The organism is Sphingobacterium pedocola, assembly GCF_015209965.1.
GTDB classification, from domain to species: Bacteria; Bacteroidota; Bacteroidia; order Sphingobacteriales; family Sphingobacteriaceae; genus Sphingobacterium; species Sphingobacterium pedocola.
The window spans coordinates 1,228,678-1,246,640 of the sequence record NZ_MU158689.1; the positions used below are offsets into that span (position 1 = coordinate 1,228,678).

Below are 17,963 nucleotides of genomic sequence, written 5' to 3' on the forward strand. Positions count from 1 at the left end.
CAATGGAGAAGGGATAACGATCAAGCATATGGTTGTTTCGTAAGAGGAGTGAGATTGTTTAAAGTGACAGTCTTTTACCAGAGTGGTAACGGTCTCGTTGTCTTTTACGATAGACTCGATGGTCGCCCATTCCAACTGTCCGGCCGCATTGGTGACCAGCATGGAGTTGGCAGCGCCTTCCTTGATGCTGACCTTGTACGGATCTGCCGCGGTACCCGTACCCGTAACGGTGATGAAATCACTGCCCGAGATATTGGATACATTGTTCGCAAGATGCGTGATATAATCCTCGATGGTATTGAACGTATCGCCGTTGATGGTAACCGGACCCTCGTTCACGATGGTCTCGAAGTTCTCCACGACTGAGGCAGGGATATCGATCAACGTCTTGGTGCCATTCTCGGAAGTATACTCGTATTTACCTCCGCCAAGGGCTACCAATGTGGTAACGGTCTCGTTGGCCTGAACGATTTCCTTGATCGTAATCTCTTTCGTCTCACCAGTCTCGGTTACATAGGTAAATTTATCACCGTCGTAATATACGTTACCACCCGCATTCTTGATCAGGTTGATGATTTCGTTCTTAACGTTCTCTTCCTTGACAATGGTCTCGAAGTTTTGGATAACATCAGCGGGCACATTGATGACCGTCTTTGTTCCATTTTCAGAAGTATATTCATATTTACCTTCTCCAAGAGAAACCAGAGTAGTAATTGTCTCATTCGCCTGAACGATTTCTTTGATCGTGATTTCTTTGGTTTCGCCAGTCTCGGTTACATAGGTGAATTTATCACCGTCATAGTATACGTTACCCCCCACTTTGGTGTTGATTAAGTTCTTAATCAGCTGGTTTAATACTTCGGTATTGGTAACGATTTCCTCGAAGTTATTGACAACATCGGCCGGAACATCGATCGTGACACCTCGGTTTACAATCGGATTACCTTCGGCGTCAATTGCTTCTTCGTTATAATACGAATATTTTCCTCCTCCATTATTGATTAGTAAAGTTTTAGTTTCATTGTCCTTAATCGCCTGCACAAGATTGATCGTTTGCGAATCACCTTGGGCATCAATATAACTGATCAGGTAAGTTGTCGGATCATAAGATATATTTGAAGCTGCCCCAGAGGATACCAAGACCCATTTTGTGCCATCGTTATAATAAATACCTGGAACGACGTCATTAGTTGCGCTCGTGTTATAAACCATCATACCGGCGACATGCGCACCCAATGGACTGGAATTTGTAATTCGATCGAGTTCAACACGTACGTGCAGTAGTCCTTTATTTGTACTACTCAATTCCAGAATTGCATTTTTACTAGGAACAACAGCCCCCCCATTTGCAGTGCCATCCGAAATCTTCGACTGTGCATTGACCACTCCTATACAACTCAAAAATAGAGCATATAGTAATAATTTTTTACGTAAATTCATTAGATTAATTCCTTATATTGATTTATACTTTAAATTGACATTCAAAAGCTTGCATATAGAAGCTTCTGAATTTTCTTTTAGTTGACTGCGTTCTACAAAGTCATGAATGCCGATCGCGTTATAAAATGGCATGAAAGACAATTCCCATTCATCGATGATTAAAACCATTTTTGCCTTAAAGCCCATTTTTAATATGCTCTCAACGTGCTCTATATTCTCCTTAATTCGCATATTAACTGATAACATAACCATGCAATGATGTAATGCATCTCCCGCATCCGCATATGTTTCCAGTTCAATGATCTTCCCTAGACTTTTTGTCGGAAATTCGGGCGAAAACACGGTGTTTAACGAGTATCTTATACGTGCAGATACTCGCTGAGATACCCCCACTAGTACGATCCGATTAATTTTATTAGCAGATTCCATATTCAGATTATTTGCGTTCTAGGCACAAAGAAAATCAGAAGAGATGGGAGTTTGGAATTATTGAACACGCACTTCTACGCACATTTTACGTTAAAAGATACTTGTTTAAAAACCAGCACGTTAGGTTAAATAATTGTAAACGTAAAACTACAAGTTCTTGATATTTGGTTTTTTACTAAAAGTAGACAGAGAGCTTATAAAAGCCACTACTCACTTCCACGCATACTCAGCAAATGAGCTCCTCTCCACCATTTATTAGGTACAAATACCTCGAAAATGAAGCACAAACACAAAAAATTCCAGAAAAGTCACTATAAAACATCAAGTATTTGATAATCAATATCTTAATATCATAAAATGTAGTGGTTCTACTACAGAACTAGTATAATCTATTTGTTCTATAAAAGCGACATAACAAAAAAGCCGCTTAATGACATCATTAAGCGGCTTTTTTAAAATAACACTATTATCAAAATAGTTGTCGAAAACTTGAATTATCTATTTTTTTGATAATTTTGAATGGTATCAAAAGGCATTTTAGTCAAACTAGAAAAATTAAGAAATCGTAAATCAAAAGATATAATACATGATAACCCGTTATTTGATATTCATTATATTCTTTGTTGCATATTCCATCGCAGAAAGCGCGAATGCACAGCCGATATTCGATGTATCGAAAAGCCAGTCGTTGTATGCTGTCAATTTACAAACAGAGAATGCTGGGGTTAATGGTAATATTATTATCGAAACTCGAGATAAGGACGTGCTTGAAGATATTCCTATATCGAGCGAGATAACAACGCGCCTCAAATACCGAAGCCACATACTTATATTGGGTAGTTTTATCCTTCTTATTTCAATACTATTATTTGTTGCATTCAGATACTACCAAAATACGCAGTCGGAACAACGACAGGCGGTCAACCAGCTTATGCATAAGCTTCAAGAGCTCAGTCAACAGCAATCTTCCCAGAAGGAAGAGCACAAAGACAAAAATATTCAGGAATTAATGGAATTTGCCAGGAACGGAAATTCTATCTTTTTTACTAAATTTAATCAATATTTTCCTGAATTTTCAACCCAACTGATGACGGTCAGCTCGCCCAAACTCGTTGCTAAAGAAATCGAAATCTGTGCGATGCTGGTGCTTAATTTCGAAACAAAAGAAATTGCACGCTTCACTAACAGCACCACCCGTTCTGTAGAAAGCCGGAAATATCGAATCCGCAAGAAACTTCAGTTGTCTTCTTCAGAAGACTTGACATTGTGGATGCAATTGAATTTACCTGAACAATTTGACAAATTAAGAAGCCAATCTGTTTCTTTTATCTACCGTAAATCTCATTCAACTGCGTAGCTAGGCGGATACCCGCTTTAAGTAAACATTCCTCCATGATGTACTTATAATCGTAGACATAGTTGTAATTCAAATTAGCGTTGTTTTCTGCATCTTTATAGACCTTATTCGCTAATTCGTGGGATTGGAATAGCATTTCTTCAAATGTACAGTCCCGGTATTTTTTATAAAAATTTATATCATGAATATCCAGTACTTGTGCATACTCCGTAAAACTGTATTTCTCATTATCGACTAGATCTGAATCCCACACCCGGTGAATATTGGTCTTCCGTCCAAAGAACATCACCTCCACTTTATTCCCTCCTAGATCTGCTTCCCGACTCACGTGCATGGGCTGGTGGGCATCTGCAAAAAGATGAATAATAAAGTACAAATCATATTGATTTTCTAGCAGACTGCGATCGGCACCATTTTTTGCTTGATCCTTAATCCGTAAATAGGCTTTGTATAAATTATTTTCAGAAGACTGTAGCAGTTCATACGAAAATTGCTGAAATGTTAGATTGGCATTCGTATTTACAAAATGCCAAGATCCGGTTTGATTCAGTTTAGCATCTGGATCTGATTTAATAAAATCTGCCCAATTTGACCAATAAGCTAGTTTTTGATTGCCAATTATATGTTGAATGTTCTTCTTTGCTCTCTTCGTTAGATGTCGTTCGGCAATTTCCGCAATCACGCGGTGTCCTGTGATCCCCCATGCTTGTGCCGCCCGAATGGAGAATATAGAAATAAAAACGACAAGCGCTAATAACATTGAAAATTTATGCTTCATGTAAAGATTATCTAAAGATGTCAAATGAATACTTTGCGGTAGACCAAAAATCGTCCAAAGCGATGATACGCGGTTTGAAAAATGAGATCAAAACAGGCCAGTCTTCCCTTTTTAAGATGCTGACGTTTTCCAAAGAAGTGGAAACACGACTTACTTCTTTCCCATATTCATCAAAACACACATTACTCCAATCCCATTCTTCTTGCAACGCGGCCCGAAAAACAGGTTTAAGTTCCAACAACTGTTCGAACACCAGATGTCTTATCCCTTCATCAGGTTGTGACATTTCGATCATTAAAGTCGCATTTTTATTAGTAACGTTCATACGAAAGAAAATGTTTTTAATACCGGTTTTATAATTCACCCAGTTAATTTTTTCCATGTCTGAAGAAGGAACAGCAGCCATATATTGGCCAAATGTTGTCCAAAAATGCTCTTTCAGTTTTTTTGTTTCTTCCCTTGAGTACAATCTGTTTTTTTACAAAACTAACGATTTACCTAAACATTTATGTGTTCTAAATGTTTTAACTGAATAACCCAGCTTGCCTACCTCACGGAGGAAAGGCAAACTCACGAAGGAATTAAATATGAATAAGAAGAAATCACTATTAGTCTTGACGGCCGTAGCAGCCGGCTCAGTCATCTACAATATCTGGAAACCGATAAAATCAGACCTTCCTGTTATGCAAAATCTAGATATTAATAAGTATCTCGGGAAGTGGTATGAAATCGCACGATTGGATTTCTATTGGGAAAAGAATCTCAAAAACGTGACAGCAGAGTATAACCTCAACGAGGATGGTTCTATCCGCGTAAACAACCAAGGGCATGACTTCACTAAAAATAAACACAAACAAAGTATTGGTAAGGCAAAATTTATAAGGACAGCCAGTGAAGGTGCACTTAAAGTTTCTTTTTTTGGTCCATTTTATTCGGGGTATAACATTATGCATGTAGATGAAGACTATCGGTATGCATTGGTTTTTGGAGAAAATTTAGATTATATCTGGATATTATCAAGGGAAAAAACCATACCAGATGAAATACGTGACATGTATTTAGCATACGCGGAGCAGGCTGGATATGACGTAAAAAAATTGGTCTGGACATTTCATGATTAATCTGTGAACTTGATGATATGATTTGCGTTGTTTCTTAATACCATATATAAAGAAACCGTTCTTAATGTAGAGCGGTTTCTTTTATAATGACAATAGACGGATTCAGTTTATTATCTAGTTTCATTCGTACTCCTCAATATTTTCTTCATGTTGAAGATACTGTATATAATGACCTGGATTAGTTGGGACTGTTCAAAACCGTATCGGTTAAATTTATTGATGTATCGGTAACCGAATCTGCGGCAGTCGTATTATTGGTACCGCTTCCTCCTCTGCCAAAAAGAAACCAAAGCAAAATCAGAATGACGGGAATCAATATCCACCATAGGCCTGCGCCTCTAGTGCGTTTAGCCACAGCCTCAGGAGTATGAGTATGCACAACCGGTTCAGCCAAAGGAGTTACTGGAGGAATCTCCTCTTCGATAATAGGGGCTACATACGTATCCGACGGATTCTGCTCCTCTAAGGTAGCTTCGTCATTAGTCGGAATACTCGGTGTGGTATTAGCTTCCGCAAATGCAGATCCAAAAGTACTTAATCCTAATCCAGCAGGAAGAACCGAAGCAAATGATGATTTGCCTGTTTCCAATATTTCGGTAATCGAACCGATGTTCCAATTACTGCCATTCTTGGTTAAACTAGCGAATACCGCCGGAAGAACAGCTTCTAACACGTGTCTGATCGTACCAGAAGTAGTACCCGAAAACGTACTTAGTGAAGTGAGGATAGTATCAAGTTTATTGCCAAAGATAGCATGTAGGAGATTACTGTTGGAAACCTGAGGTGCCGCATGCGCATCATCGGGCTCTTGAGCAGATAAACTTCCTGTTACATTCCCAAGATCAGCATCTGAAAAATGTTGTTTTGCCTGTTCCAATATACCAGCCAAACCTTCCGACGACTGACTTTGAAGGCCTAAAAATACGGAAGGAATTGAAATATCTAAGCCCTTTTCGATCGTCTCATTATCTTCTCCAGTGATTGCTCTCAATGTAGAGCTAATCTCATCATTGAAGTACGATTTTGCTAAATTTAATAAATTATTTTCCATAGCATTAAAATGATTAATTACAGTACTACAACACCGTTGTGTAAATTTTGTTTCATTTACTTAGTCTGTTCTTATCTTGTATATCTAGTTGTTAAGCAATTATAACCGCTATTGAAAGTAAATATAGACTTGAGATTTATTTAATTTGCCGTGCAGTTCATAGCCGTTCAAGTGTTGTTCATATGGTATTTTTGAATTAACATTAATTTAATCTGAATAGCTTATATTTGATTTTTCAATGTAAAAATAGTTATGAACAAAAAAATTACAACGTTACTTTTTCTTTCTTTTCTTTTCGTTCTTCCCTTATTTGGTCAAAAAGCCAAATATATATTTTTTATGATCGGTGATGGTATGGGGCTCAATCAGGTTAACCTCGCTGAAATATATTCAGCAGAGTTAGCCGGGAGAAACGGTGTCTTCCCATTGGTATTTACGCAATTTCCATACGCGACATTCGGCACCTCATATTCCCTTTCCCATGGAGTTACCGATTCAGCGGCCGGAGGCACCGCACTCGCTGTAGGAAAAAAAACAAAGAATGGTGTGATAGGAATGGATAGTGCGGCTACTGTACCCTATAAGAGTATTGCATATGCTGCTAAAGCTAAAGGTATGAAAGTGGGTATTGCGACCAGTGTGAGTATAGATCATGCTACTCCTGCATCATTTTATGCCAACCGCCCTGATCGCAACATGTACTACGAAATTGGCCTTGATCTGATTAAATCCAATTTTGACTTCTTCGCGGGTGCCGGTTTTTTAAAACCGAATAAGACTTTTGATAATAAAGAAGCACCTTCCTTATTCCCTCAATTTGAAAAGGCAGGCTACCGTATTGTGAAAGGCTATAACGCATTTCAACAGGTAAAGCAGAGCCAAGATAAAATTATCCTTACCAACGTAGATGGCGCAGACCCATCGGCGTTGAAATATGCAATTGACCAAAAAACAGAAGACCTTAAGTTAGCTGACATAACAGCTGCTGCAATTGAAGCGTTGAGCACAACCAATAAAGGAGAAGGTTTTTTCTTGATGGTGGAAGGCGGAAAAATAGATTGGGCTTGCCACGCAAATGATGGTAGCACCACAATTCACGAAGTACTTGATTTTAATGAATCTGTTCAATTAGCTTTTGAATTTTATAAAAAACATCCAGAAGAAACGCTGATTATAGTCACGGCGGATCACGAAACCGGAGGACTGGGAATCGGTAGCGGTAGTAGTCGATTAAACACGAAAGCATTAGAGGGACAGAAAATTTCTCAAGGAGAACTTTCTACACGTATCCGAGAGCTACGTAAAAATAATCCCGATGCCAGTTGGGAAGAGGTGAAAAACGTATTGCAACAGAATTTAGGACTTTGGGCTACAGCGAAAGTAACTGAAAGAGATGAAAAAGAACTATTTGCGGCATACGAACGGAGTTTCGTTAAACATGAAAATGAGACTGAAAAAAGCCTTTATGCCAATGATGACAAATTAGCATCGCTAAGTATATCTGTATTGAATAACATTTCCTCTCTTAAATGGGCATCCGGAGGGCATTCCGCTGCATATATTCCCATTTATGCTATTGGCGCAGGTGCTGATTTGTTTGGTCATAAAATGGACAATGTTGACATCCCTAAAAAAGTAGCTGAGGCAGCTGGATTGGAACTGTAGAAATCCAAATCGATCAAAAAAGTGGGATGCTCAATGAGCATCCCACTTTTTTGATCTTCTAAAATGGTAAATCCGTGTCACTCCCCTCTTCTGTTCGGCTATCGACCTCTCTGGATGAATAATCCAGTGCCATGAAATGATTCACCTTGATCTCCGCTATCGAGCGTTTTATACCTTGACTATCTATATATTCACGGTACTGTAATGGTCCTGACACTAGAATTTGTGCACCTTTTCTACCGTACTTCTCTACAGCCTTATTCAACTCACCCCATACCACACAGGTATGCCATTGCGTAGTCTCTTTCCATTCTCCACTCCGTAATTTTATACGTTCATTAGTTGCCAAGCGCAAGGTGCATACTTTCGTGTCTTGACTTGTTGTTTTGATTTCCGCATCGGCACCTAAGCGTCCAATTAACTGAACTTGATTCATTAAAGCATTCATGATCTTAAAATTTAAATTGTAAAAAATATTAATTAATTTAACCTAAACAACGAATAGCCTAAAAGCTACTTGCTGACACAAAGATCGGCGAGCTAAAAAAAATTATTCGTATATTAAACGTTTATTACCGACTATAACCGTTTGTAAACGTTTACAATTAGATACTAAAGATTGAATATGAGTGAAAAATTATGCTTAGAGTGTCTCAAACCCGTAAAAGGGCGTGCGGATAAGCGTTTTTGTGATGACGCTTGCAGAAATGTATATAACAACCGACTAAATAGCGATCAAAATAATACCGTTCGTAATATCAATTACATACTTCGCAAAAACAGAAGGATACTACAGGCTTTCTTAGGAAATGAGAAATTAATTAAAACGCCATTAGAGAAACTTCAAAAAGAAGGTTTCCAATTTGATTATCATACACATCTACTCCGCACCAGTAAAGGACAGTCCTATGTTTTTGTTTATGAATATGGATACCTACCCCTTGAAAACGACCTTTATTTAATCGTGAAACAGAAATAATCAGAAAGCTAAGAATTGATGAGATGCTTATTATCACGCTTCTTCGTAATTCCAGCTTATCAATTTCTCTTCCAGAATGCGCGCCATCTTATTGAAATAACGCTTTTGTTTATAACCCATTACCCATTGGATGCCTTGAACAGCATTGGTACAGAAAATCTCATCAGCCCGTCTCATTATTTCAGGACTTATTTGCGCCTCAACGACAGGAATCCCTTCGTGTTCGGCCATGTCCATTACGACTCGCCGCATAACACCGTCAATACATCCCTCAGATAAAGCCGGCGTATATAATGTCTTTTCGTAATACACAAATATGTTCGAGGTTAAAGCCTCACACAGGTAGCCATCCTGATTTAATAGCAGTACGTCGTCAAAAGAGAACTTCTTCTTGTGCAATCCCGCCAAAACATATATCAACGAATTATTGGATTTTATACCGGATAGATCGCTGTAAGATTTTTTATATTCAGTGTAAAGGTCTATAATCAACCCCACTTTCTTGTCCCGTAAGGTTTCCTCCAGTTTATGCACCTGAAGCACATAAACAGGTCTATTCGTTTGGGGACTATACAGACCTCCCCCATCTCTAAACACAATTAGGCGGATGCGTAACTGTTTGCCAACCAAATTATTTTTCCGGATCAGCTCTTCTGCTCTGTTTCGTATAAAAAACTCGTCAAATTTAGTGTACTCATCAAAGTGCAGCATTTTCATGCTCTTCTGTAGTCTTTCCACATGAAATTTCAGAAAACGGATACCCCCGTCTTTCCAAAGCATCGTTTCAAAAAGACCATCTCCATAGCGAAAAGCACGGTTATCGACTGTCAAGACAGACGTATCATCCGGTACTAATGCACCATTGTAATTAATATAATGTATCGGCATAAATGAATAAGCTATTTAACTTCGTGACCGTTGGCGTAATTACGCCATTTCTCTAACACTAAACGAAAATCTTCTGGTATTGGTACCTCAAAATTTATCATTTTTTTTGATTTAGGATGTTCAAACCCCAATTCACGTGCATGTAATGCCTGCCGGGGCATTATTGTAAAGCAATTATCGACGAATTGTTTGTATTTGTTAAAGACCGTTCCCTTCATGATTCGGTCACCACCGTAGGCGCCATCACTAAATAAGGGATGACCTATTGATTTCATATGCATACGGATCTGGTGTGTACGCCCCGTTTCCAATTGACACTCGATTAACGTCACGTATCCCAATCGTTCCAGCACTTTATAATGCGTCACCGACCACTTACCCTGCTCCGGCTCTTTGTACATATCCATGACCCTGCGATCTTTCAAATTACGTCCTATGTATCCTGAAACGGTGCCATCTTCTGCGATGTCTCCCCATACTAACGCGACATAACGACGGGCTATCGAATGATCGTAAAATTGCTTAGCCAAATAGGTCATGGCCCATTCATTTTTGGCAATAACCAAAAGTCCCGAGGTATCTTTATCGATTCGATGTACTAGTCCAGGTCTCCCTGTATTGCCAACCATATTGGGTAACTGACTTAAATAGAAAGTCAATGCATTCACCAAGGTTCCTTTATAGTTATTAAACCCTGGATGAACAACCATTCCAGCTTCCTTATTGACAATCAATACATCGTCGTCCTCGTATATAATATCTAGCGGAATATCTTCCGGATAGACCTCCGTGTCGCGCGGTGGATCGGGCAATACCATAGTCACCACATCTAAAGGCTTCACCTTGTATGAAGCTTTCACAATTTTATCGTTCACGCGGACGGTATCGGCATCAATAGCATTTTGAATACGATTCCGAGATGTATTCTCCACCCTGTTCATCAAGAATTTATCTAAACGTAAAAGAGCTTGTCCCTTATCTGCAACGATACGGATATGTTCAAATAATTCTTGTTCTTCTTGTTCTAGTAATTCTAAATCCTCAGCCATTGCACAAAAGTAAGGCAAATAGGTCAAAAAAACGCTTAACTTTGGACAAAGAACAAGAATTAAATATAATAATCCATTGACACTTGATTTTTATAGTCCCGAACAGGAGTTATTTCTCCCGCTATTTAAAGAAAAGCAAATTCGCGTTTTCGTAAAACGAGATGATTTAATACATCCATTTATTTCAGGCAATAAATGGCGTAAACTTAAATACGCGTTAATTGATGCGAAAAGAAATGGGCAAGATACGATTGTTACTTTTGGAGGAGCCTGGTCCAATCACCTGCTGGCCACGGCTTGTGCAGGAGCGACTTTTGGTTTTGAAACTTTTGGATTCGTACGGGGCGACCGTGTATCTAATCCAGTACTGGCCATGTGTAAGCTCTATGGAATGGAACTGGAATTTGTATCCCGAACGGAATATAAACATAAAGAAAACCTATTTCTTCAACGATTTGAACATTCAAATAAGACCCTTTTTATTGATGAAGGGGGATATGGACCTCAAGGTATGAAAGGTTGTTCCGAAATAATTGCAGAATTAAAACAAAATTACGACCATATCTTCTGTGCAGCAGGTACAGGTACAACTTTAGCCGGATTAGCAAAAGGAATCGCGGATCATCAGTTGGACGGCACACTGCTTCATGGCATTCCGGTATTAAAAGGGGGAGAATTTATCGAAGAGGAAATGAAAAATCTTAATGCCCCCATCAGCCAACTGATATTGCACACAGCTTATCATTTTGGGGGATACGCCAAAACCAGTCCTGAATTATTCCATTTTATCCAGGAATTTGTATCCAAAACGGGTATTATGATAGAACCGGTTTATACCGGAAAGCTATTCTACGCCCTCCAAGATCTCGTACAAAAAGACACCTTCTTAGCCGATGAAAAAATACTGATATTGCATACCGGCGGATTAACGGGTTTTTTGGGTATGTATGAGCAATTCGTATAGCCCTATATTACAAAAAGTCAGCTCTGAACGGAGTAAATGAATCTATTAACTCACCCGCTTCGAGGCATATGCACCCGTGAACTAAATTAGAAGGAACTACGCAGGCATCACCTTCAGAAAGAATCTGATCCTTTCCATCAATACTATACTTAAACTTACCTGAAGACACATATGAAGATTGCACATGGGGATGATGATGCAACTCACCAACCGCACCCGTTTCAAAACGTACCTTCACCAGCATCATTTCCGACGTATAGCCTAATACCTTTCGCTGCACACCATTTCCCAGATCCTGCCATTCCTTTAAATCGTCCTTCAAAAATACCTCTCTTTGATTATTCATATCTTAAATCTCCTCATTAAAATGATTGTCATTCGCTGTGAACAAAGATACACGGATTATTCTATTCAGAAACTACTATACGCTTTTAAAATTATCTTGCACTATTCTAGTTTAGGTAGTCATTGTGTCATATTCAAGAAAGCCCATCATCTAATTATCATCTATTCGTCAAACTCGCTTTTATGATTTTATAATAAAGAAAATATCCATTTAATTTGCATCAGAATTTTTGAACATTTACTTCAGAAAGTCAAAATGAATTAATTGATATTTTATGAATTGTTCATTACAGATAAAGCAAATAAATATTCCCTGCCTGCGGTAGGCAGGCATATGACCACTAAGATACAATATACATATGAATACCATGATAAAGAAAGGCATTTTGCTATTTCTGTTTATTCTATCCTTTATTAACATATATGCCCAAGAATTACAAATACGGGGTCGTGTATTAGATGCTCAAGGTAAAGAAGCTTTATCTTTTGTAACGGTTGCAGTGATTGGTTCGACACAAAGTACCTATACGGATGACGATGGAAACTTCAATCTTAAGGTTCCCTCGGCGCAATCCAAGATACGATTCTCCTATGTCGGATATGAAAATCAGGACCTGCTATTTAGTACCTTTAAATCCCCTGCTGAGATATTACTAGTCTCGGAGAATTTAATCGAGGAAGTTGTGGTCAAAAGACCAAAACTAAAATACTCCAATAAAAATAATCCTGCGGTGGAATTAATCAGACAGGTAATCGCACATCGGGATGAAAACAGATTAACGGGTCAACAATATGTGGAATACGAGCAGTATGAAAAAATTTCCTTGGGCCTGAGTAATTTATCCGAAAAATTCATAAACCGGAAAGCGTTTAAAAACTATCAGTTCCTATTTCAGAAAGATGATTCGGTACAGATCGGTGATAAATATATCCTACCTGCCTTTATCGAAGAAAAAGTATCCAAGATATATTACCGGAATGATCCAAAGAAAAATAAGCAATATATTCTCGCAGAGCGAAAGGCGGAATTTGATCCTAAATTTGTCGACAACGAAGGTTTAGGCAATTATTTCAATAACCTGTATCAGCACATAGACATATACGACAATAATATCGCCCTCTTAACCAATCAATTTTTGAGTCCTATTGCGAATAGCGCCCCCACATTTTATCGCTATTATATTACTGATACCATCAAGACATCGGATCCGTGGTTGGTTGAGTTAAGCTTCTTTCCCCGTAGTAAGACGGATTTTTTATTTCAGGGTAAGCTGTATGTCACACTAGATGGTCAATATGCGGTACAGTCTACACAGATGAAAGTCAATGAAGACATTAACTTGAATTTTGTGAGAGATCTCAATATCGAATTGGCCTTCGAGAAGGATAATAAAAGTAAATATTTTTTAAATAAAAGTAGTTTGGGAATTGACTTTTCGTTGACGGAAAGAGGAAGTGGAATACGAGGTAACCGTATCGTCTATTATTCCGATTATATTAATGGGAAAGTACAGCCCGACAGTATCTATGCCGGTGAATCCGTCGTAAAAGCTCCTACACAACCGGCAGTTGCGAATAAAGAAGGATTTTGGGCGTCATTACGTCATGAACCTTTAAGTAAAGCCGAAGAAATAATATATTACAATATTGATACCCTACAAACGATTCCTTCGTTTCGAAGATTCATGGATATCAGCACCTTAGTGCTTTCTGGATACAAACAGGCTGGCCCTGTAGAAATCGGCCCGGTAAATACCTTCTACAGTTACAATCCTGTAGAAGGTCTACGCCTTCGCGTAGGAGGTCGCACAACAGAATCTTTTAGCACCAAATTCTACTCAGAAGCCTATATGGCCTATGGTTTCACTGACCAGAAATGGAAGTATTTTTTAAGCGGCACCTATTCACTAAACAACAAATCGGTTTATAAATTTCCCCAACATTATATTCGGGCTTCTATACAGCGTGATACGAAGATTCCTGGGCAAAACCTAGATTTCGTTCAGGAAGACAACGTATTGTTATCTTTCAAAAGAGGAGAAAATGAAAGCTATCTTTACAACGATATCTATCGATTGGAATACAAAGCGGAATTCGAAAATCGCGTCACGATTTCCGCCGGCCTAAGTAAGTGGAGGCAGCAGCCAGCCGGAGTGCTTAATTATCAAGTAACACAGGAGGACGGAACACCTCTGTTTTTAAATGAGTTGAACACGTCGGAAGTATCCGTAGGTTTACGTTACGCACCTCATGAGGAATTTTATCAAGGAAAATTGTATCGTACTCCAATTTTTAATAAATATCCTATTTTCACACTTAATTACACAGCAGGAATTAAAGGCTTTATGGAAGGTGAATATAGTTACCACAATTTTAGGGCTGGGGCTTTCAAAAGATTTTACTTATCTCAATTCGGCTTTGCCGATGTAGATGTAGAGGGATCTTATATTTTAGGAAAAAATATCCCTTTTCCACTATTAACGGTACATCGTGCGAATCAGACTTATGCCTATCAATTGAATTCTTACAACCTGATGAATTTCCTGGAGTTTGTATCTGATCATCACGTCGCATTCAATATGCAATATTACATGAACGGATTTTTGCTTAACAAAATTCCACTGCTAAAACGTCTACAATGGCGTGAAGTCTTTAGCTTCAAAGCCATATATGGAGGACTTCGTGATGAAAACAACCCAAGCTTCAATAATAATGTATTTGCTTGGCAAAAAAATTCAGACGGAGAAGTATCTTCCTTCACCTTTGGACGGGAGCCTTATATGGAAGCAAGTGTAGGTTTGTCTAATATTTTCAAGATCCTTCGTGTGGACCTTGTGAAACGTCTCAACTACTTGGATCAGCCGAATGTATCGGAATGGGGCGTACGGGCACGATTTAGATTTGATTTTTAGAATTTAATATTTACACAATTGGAGTGCCCCCAAAAAGCCTTCTGTCTAACTTTTTGGGGGGCGTTTTACCAATGGCACCGTTATTATTGTTAATCAGTCAAAGTCGTGATATCCACTTGTGGCTTTGATAGATTCATAGCTTGGATGGCTTTTTTACATTCTTCTACCATCTCCTTGGTCATGTCGTATGTATAATTTCCATAATCATCATACGTGATTTCACCCACATAGAAAAACCCATATTTATCAAAGAAGTCCGTCAAATCCACTTTGCTGATTTCACAAGCAGTTTTTACAAAATTTAATTGATGTACTGCAGGATTACTATTTCCCATCATTCTATCTGAAGCCCAATTACCTCCGCGCCCTCTTCCTTGTGGACGTTGCGTTGTAGCCTGCTTGCGAAAGGCCTCAAACAAATCTGGATAAAAATCTGGATTGGCTCCAATCCCCTCAAAATACAATTGCAATTGCCAAAACGGAATCAAACGATTAAACACATCTGGATCCTGCAAGTAGCTGATGCCCCTATTAATAATACTATCTGTAGCCGATTTATAGTTGTTCTGTTCTGAAACCCGTGTGCGATTTCCAAATGAACGTGTCACATATAAAGAAAAAAGATTATTGCTGACTTCTCCTAGTCCGCCCCAGTTAAAGGTAGGGCGTGTCTGGTGTACGTGACCCACCTCATGACTAAACCCCCAACACGGATCGCCTTTTATCACACGATCGGGGTCTACCACCAAGGGCATTGCGTTACCAGGAGTCGTCCCCATATAAGCAACCCCATCCCCATCTCGGAACATATAGTAGTTATAGTTTACCCGCGATAATATTCTATTTTCAGGTACTTTATTATATTTTACAAGTCCCATAATGCGATGTTGCCTGTATATCAGCGAATCATAATTGTTCATGAGTTCCACGCCCCTACCGTACGCATATTGTTTACAGGCTTCCACCGGATAAGCGATTTGAATGTGCTTGCCTATTGCATCAATGACTGGATAGACAGCATTATCGAGCAGCTTATTCCAATCTACATCTCCATGTTTCGTCCCATCAAAATAACCATTCACTTTTGCATTTAAAAAATGTACTTGAATGGGTTGCTCTTCTTTTGGTGTAGCGGAGAAATAATCTATATAAGCCAAGCTTCCGAAATCTTTTAATTCAATAATATTGACTCCATTTCGAAGTTGGAATTCTTGTTTCTCTATCCCCCATCCCTTTGGATCTTTCGTTGGATCAATATTCTCAGGAGCTCTGCGATCCCAATTGGGAACAACAAGGTTAACTTCTTTATCCCCTGTTATTCCATCAACAAGGATGGTATGTTTTCCCTTGGGAAGATACACACCGGTGATATTTTCGTATTTACTGTAACCGTCTCCAACACTCAACTCTCTTCCTAGTATAGAAGGCGCCAGTAGCGCCTGGTAATTCGCATAACGATATGCAGTTTCATACTCACCCAACAATAACTGGAGCGCGACGTCTTTTATCTGTGTATCTGCAATCTTATTGATATCGGCTTTCTTTATTCCCTTTTTTAAGGTTAAAGCTAGCGGGTCTTCAAATACGGTCAAAGAAGCGTACGCATCTTTCATTTCTTTCGCCGTCTGGGCAATCAGGGGAGCTGCAAGGATAACATTTACAGCGATAAAAAGGAAGGATTTTTTTATCATTTTATACTTTTCTTAAGGGTTTTACAAACGTCGATGCAACTAAATTTATATCGACGTTTGTAACTAAATTAGGATTATTTGTGCCCTAAGATAATTTCATTTCCTAAAGAAAAAGCAGGTGTCATTGTACCAAAATTATTACACGTACCGAATTCTATGTTGTTGGTATTAGTCAACCGTTTGACTAATTTTCGACCCACGCTCTAGTCTTTTATTTCGCTAAGCGCTTTTTCAACCGAAAAATAGTCGTTAAAATCAACTGTACGATTTCTAAGACCTGCAACTATGCTCCCAGGTATTATCACATAACGATAAGATAAAGCAGTACTTAACGAAATGCTGTTCGTTCCATCATGCGTAAATCTTTGAACTACGATTTCATTCGCTTTAAGATGAGAACTAATGGTGCTCGCTTTTCCTGCAGCGAAAGAAGTGTATGGCAACTGAAATGTTCCGCCGCCAAAGTTCATATAAACGAGTACTACCGCCCTATTAATTACATCAGGTGTAATTCTAGGCGCGTAGACATGTCCGATCCTTGTTAAGGAACCATCTATCGTACTGTCCCTAAAATTCCTAGCTAGCAACCAACCACTATATATTACATTTGCAGAACCGGTAGCTCCTCGCAGGTTTACTGCTGTTCCCCATCCTGCTGCTGTTTTAGGCCCGTAAAATAGATAATTGTTTGTTTGAAAATAAAAATCACCAACAGCTCCAACCGTTGTGGCGGGGATTGCCGTACCGCTTAGTATCTTAGACCCAGCGGTGCCGTTACCACCTTTCAGATTAGTACCAGTTCCCCATCCCGCAGCAGCCTTAGGTCCATAGAGTACGCCAGTATTTGTTCTAAAATAGTAGTCACCGTTCTTACCGATAGATGTTGCCGGAACATCTATACCACTGAAGACGACAGAACCATCCGCACCCTTTGCTCCAACAATCCCCTGCTCCCCCTGCACACCAGCAGGTCCTTGAGGTCCAATATCCCCTTCTTTACAAGCGAATATACTCATGATGATCGCTGCTATTAACCACAGCATTTTGTTTGCTTTCATAACTCAAAAATTAAGTTTCAGAATTTCTATTTCTATAGCCTAAAACTAAAAGAAAATAGATTTATAAAACCTTCAAATGAGTGAAGAGCGGGTTTGGATTCGTCAATCTCTGTTATGAATGAGTGGAAGTATGACGAAAAAGCTGCCTTTGAATATATAGTCGTTCGATGCTCCAGACCTAGCGACAGTATTATTATTTTTTTAATAGTGAAATTGCAGTAGATCTAACATGAGTT

General features: G+C 38.9%; 17 protein-coding genes. 6 read left to right on the forward strand and 11 right to left on the reverse strand.

What is annotated here, in order from left to right:
- Together C4F40_RS05190 and C4F40_RS05195 are read right to left on the reverse strand one after the other, a co-directional pair.
- Positions 1-1,440: hypothetical protein (locus C4F40_RS05190; protein ID WP_196938293.1), on the reverse strand; the 1,440-nt coding region annotated here is incomplete at its 3' end.
- 12 nt (positions 1,441-1,452) lie between these two features.
- Positions 1,453-1,869: a hypothetical protein gene (locus C4F40_RS05195; protein ID WP_196938294.1), complete on the reverse strand. Its 417-nt coding sequence runs from the start codon at positions 1,867-1,869 to the stop codon at positions 1,453-1,455.
- 586 nt (positions 1,870-2,455) lie between these two features.
- On the opposite strand from C4F40_RS05195, the gene C4F40_RS05200 reads away from it, so the two are divergent.
- Positions 2,456-3,226 carry a helix-turn-helix transcriptional regulator gene (locus C4F40_RS05200; protein WP_196938295.1) on the forward strand — a complete coding sequence of 257 codons (771 nt, stop codon included), beginning with the start codon at positions 2,456-2,458 and terminating at the stop codon, positions 3,224-3,226.
- On the opposite strand, the gene C4F40_RS05205 is transcribed toward C4F40_RS05200, so the two are convergent.
- Together C4F40_RS05205 and C4F40_RS05210 are read right to left on the reverse strand one after the other, a co-directional pair.
- On the reverse strand, positions 3,195-4,004 hold the full coding sequence (locus tag C4F40_RS05205) for a S1/P1 nuclease (protein ID WP_196938296.1): 810 nt from the start codon (positions 4,002-4,004) through the stop codon (positions 3,195-3,197). The two genes, C4F40_RS05200 and C4F40_RS05205, sit on opposite strands and share 32 nt — an antisense overlap.
- A 7-nt stretch (positions 4,005-4,011) precedes the next feature.
- On the reverse strand, positions 4,012-4,473 hold the full coding sequence (locus C4F40_RS05210; RefSeq protein ID WP_196938297.1) for a DUF4268 domain-containing protein: 462 nt from the start codon (positions 4,471-4,473) through the stop codon (positions 4,012-4,014).
- Positions 4,474-4,591: 118 nt separating this feature from the next.
- Between C4F40_RS05210 and C4F40_RS05215 the strand changes: the two genes are divergently transcribed.
- Entirely contained in the window at positions 4,592-5,125 is a 534-nt protein-coding gene (locus C4F40_RS05215) for a lipocalin family protein (protein WP_196938298.1), read from the forward strand.
- 178 nt (positions 5,126-5,303) lie between these two features.
- Here C4F40_RS05215 and C4F40_RS05220 read toward each other — a convergent pair whose 3' ends face one another.
- A complete protein-coding gene (locus C4F40_RS05220; RefSeq protein WP_196938299.1) occupies positions 5,304-6,176 on the reverse strand; it encodes a DUF937 domain-containing protein in 873 nt (290 codons plus the stop codon).
- A 252-nt stretch (positions 6,177-6,428) separates the two neighbouring features.
- Between C4F40_RS05220 and C4F40_RS05225 the strand changes: the two genes are divergently transcribed.
- Positions 6,429-7,841: an alkaline phosphatase gene (locus C4F40_RS05225; RefSeq protein WP_196938300.1), complete on the forward strand. Its 1,413-nt coding sequence runs from the start codon at positions 6,429-6,431 to the stop codon at positions 7,839-7,841.
- Between the two features lie 58 nt (positions 7,842-7,899).
- Here the strand turns inward: C4F40_RS05225 and C4F40_RS05230 are convergent, their stop codons facing one another.
- Complete coding sequence (locus C4F40_RS05230; RefSeq protein ID WP_196938301.1) at positions 7,900-8,289, reverse strand: single-stranded DNA-binding protein; 390 nt, start codon at positions 8,287-8,289, stop codon at positions 7,900-7,902.
- 177 nt (positions 8,290-8,466) lie between these two features.
- On the opposite strand from C4F40_RS05230, the gene C4F40_RS05235 reads away from it, so the two are divergent.
- Entirely contained in the window at positions 8,467-8,820 is a 354-nt protein-coding gene (locus tag C4F40_RS05235; RefSeq protein WP_196938302.1) for a hypothetical protein, read from the forward strand.
- 33 nt (positions 8,821-8,853) lie between these two features.
- Here the strand turns inward: C4F40_RS05235 and C4F40_RS05240 are convergent, their stop codons facing one another.
- On the reverse strand, positions 8,854-9,708 hold the full coding sequence (locus tag C4F40_RS05240) for an aminotransferase class IV (RefSeq protein ID WP_196938303.1): 855 nt from the start codon (positions 9,706-9,708) through the stop codon (positions 8,854-8,856).
- A gap of 11 nt (positions 9,709-9,719) precedes the next feature.
- Complete coding sequence (locus C4F40_RS05245) at positions 9,720-10,757, reverse strand: RluA family pseudouridine synthase (protein ID WP_196938304.1); 1,038 nt, start codon at positions 10,755-10,757, stop codon at positions 9,720-9,722.
- A gap of 76 nt (positions 10,758-10,833) precedes the next feature.
- On the opposite strand from C4F40_RS05245, the gene C4F40_RS05250 reads away from it, so the two are divergent.
- A complete protein-coding gene (locus C4F40_RS05250; RefSeq protein WP_196938305.1) occupies positions 10,834-11,721 on the forward strand; it encodes a 1-aminocyclopropane-1-carboxylate deaminase/D-cysteine desulfhydrase in 888 nt (295 codons plus the stop codon).
- A 7-nt stretch (positions 11,722-11,728) separates the two neighbouring features.
- On the opposite strand, the gene C4F40_RS05255 is transcribed toward C4F40_RS05250, so the two are convergent.
- Positions 11,729-12,067, reverse strand: coding sequence for a cupin domain-containing protein (locus C4F40_RS05255; protein ID WP_196938306.1), 339 nt, complete (start codon positions 12,065-12,067; stop codon positions 11,729-11,731).
- 358 nt (positions 12,068-12,425) lie between these two features.
- Here C4F40_RS05255 and C4F40_RS05260 point away from each other — a divergent pair, with 358 nt between their 5' ends.
- Positions 12,426-14,978: a DUF5686 and carboxypeptidase-like regulatory domain-containing protein gene (locus tag C4F40_RS05260; protein ID WP_313785040.1), complete on the forward strand. Its 2,553-nt coding sequence runs from the start codon at positions 12,426-12,428 to the stop codon at positions 14,976-14,978.
- An 89-nt stretch (positions 14,979-15,067) separates the two neighbouring features.
- Here the strand turns inward: C4F40_RS05260 and C4F40_RS05265 are convergent, their stop codons facing one another.
- Complete coding sequence (locus C4F40_RS05265) at positions 15,068-16,669, reverse strand: M60 family metallopeptidase (RefSeq protein ID WP_196938307.1); 1,602 nt, start codon at positions 16,667-16,669, stop codon at positions 15,068-15,070.
- 203 nt (positions 16,670-16,872) lie between these two features.
- On the reverse strand, positions 16,873-17,727 hold the full coding sequence (locus tag C4F40_RS05270; protein WP_196938308.1) for a collagen-like domain-containing protein: 855 nt from the start codon (positions 17,725-17,727) through the stop codon (positions 16,873-16,875).
- Positions 17,728-17,963 lie beyond the last annotated feature (236 nt).

Coding starts and splice junctions, on each gene's coding strand:
- C4F40_RS05195 (WP_196938294.1), bottom strand. CDS start 1,869: ATGGAATCTGCTAATAAAATTAATCGGATCGTACTAGTGGGGGTATCT.
- C4F40_RS05200 (WP_196938295.1), top strand. CDS start 2,456: ATGATAACCCGTTATTTGATATTCATTATATTCTTTGTTGCATATTCC.
- C4F40_RS05205 (WP_196938296.1), bottom strand. CDS start 4,004: ATGAAGCATAAATTTTCAATGTTATTAGCGCTTGTCGTTTTTATTTCT.
- C4F40_RS05215 (WP_196938298.1), top strand. CDS start 4,592: ATGAATAAGAAGAAATCACTATTAGTCTTGACGGCCGTAGCAGCCGGC.
- C4F40_RS05220 (WP_196938299.1), bottom strand. CDS start 6,176: ATGGAAAATAATTTATTAAATTTAGCAAAATCGTACTTCAATGATGAG.
- C4F40_RS05225 (WP_196938300.1), top strand. CDS start 6,429: ATGAACAAAAAAATTACAACGTTACTTTTTCTTTCTTTTCTTTTCGTT.
- C4F40_RS05230 (WP_196938301.1), bottom strand. CDS start 8,289: ATGAATGCTTTAATGAATCAAGTTCAGTTAATTGGACGCTTAGGTGCC.
- C4F40_RS05235 (WP_196938302.1), top strand. CDS start 8,467: ATGAGTGAAAAATTATGCTTAGAGTGTCTCAAACCCGTAAAAGGGCGT.
- C4F40_RS05240 (WP_196938303.1), bottom strand. CDS start 9,708: ATGCCGATACATTATATTAATTACAATGGTGCATTAGTACCGGATGAT.
- C4F40_RS05245 (WP_196938304.1), bottom strand. CDS start 10,757: ATGGCTGAGGATTTAGAATTACTAGAACAAGAAGAACAAGAATTATTT.
- C4F40_RS05255 (WP_196938306.1), bottom strand. CDS start 12,067: ATGAATAATCAAAGAGAGGTATTTTTGAAGGACGATTTAAAGGAATGG.
- C4F40_RS05260 (WP_313785040.1), top strand. CDS start 12,426: ATGAATACCATGATAAAGAAAGGCATTTTGCTATTTCTGTTTATTCTA.
- C4F40_RS05265 (WP_196938307.1), bottom strand. CDS start 16,669: ATGATAAAAAAATCCTTCCTTTTTATCGCTGTAAATGTTATCCTTGCA.
- C4F40_RS05270 (WP_196938308.1), bottom strand. CDS start 17,727: ATGAAAGCAAACAAAATGCTGTGGTTAATAGCAGCGATCATCATGAGT.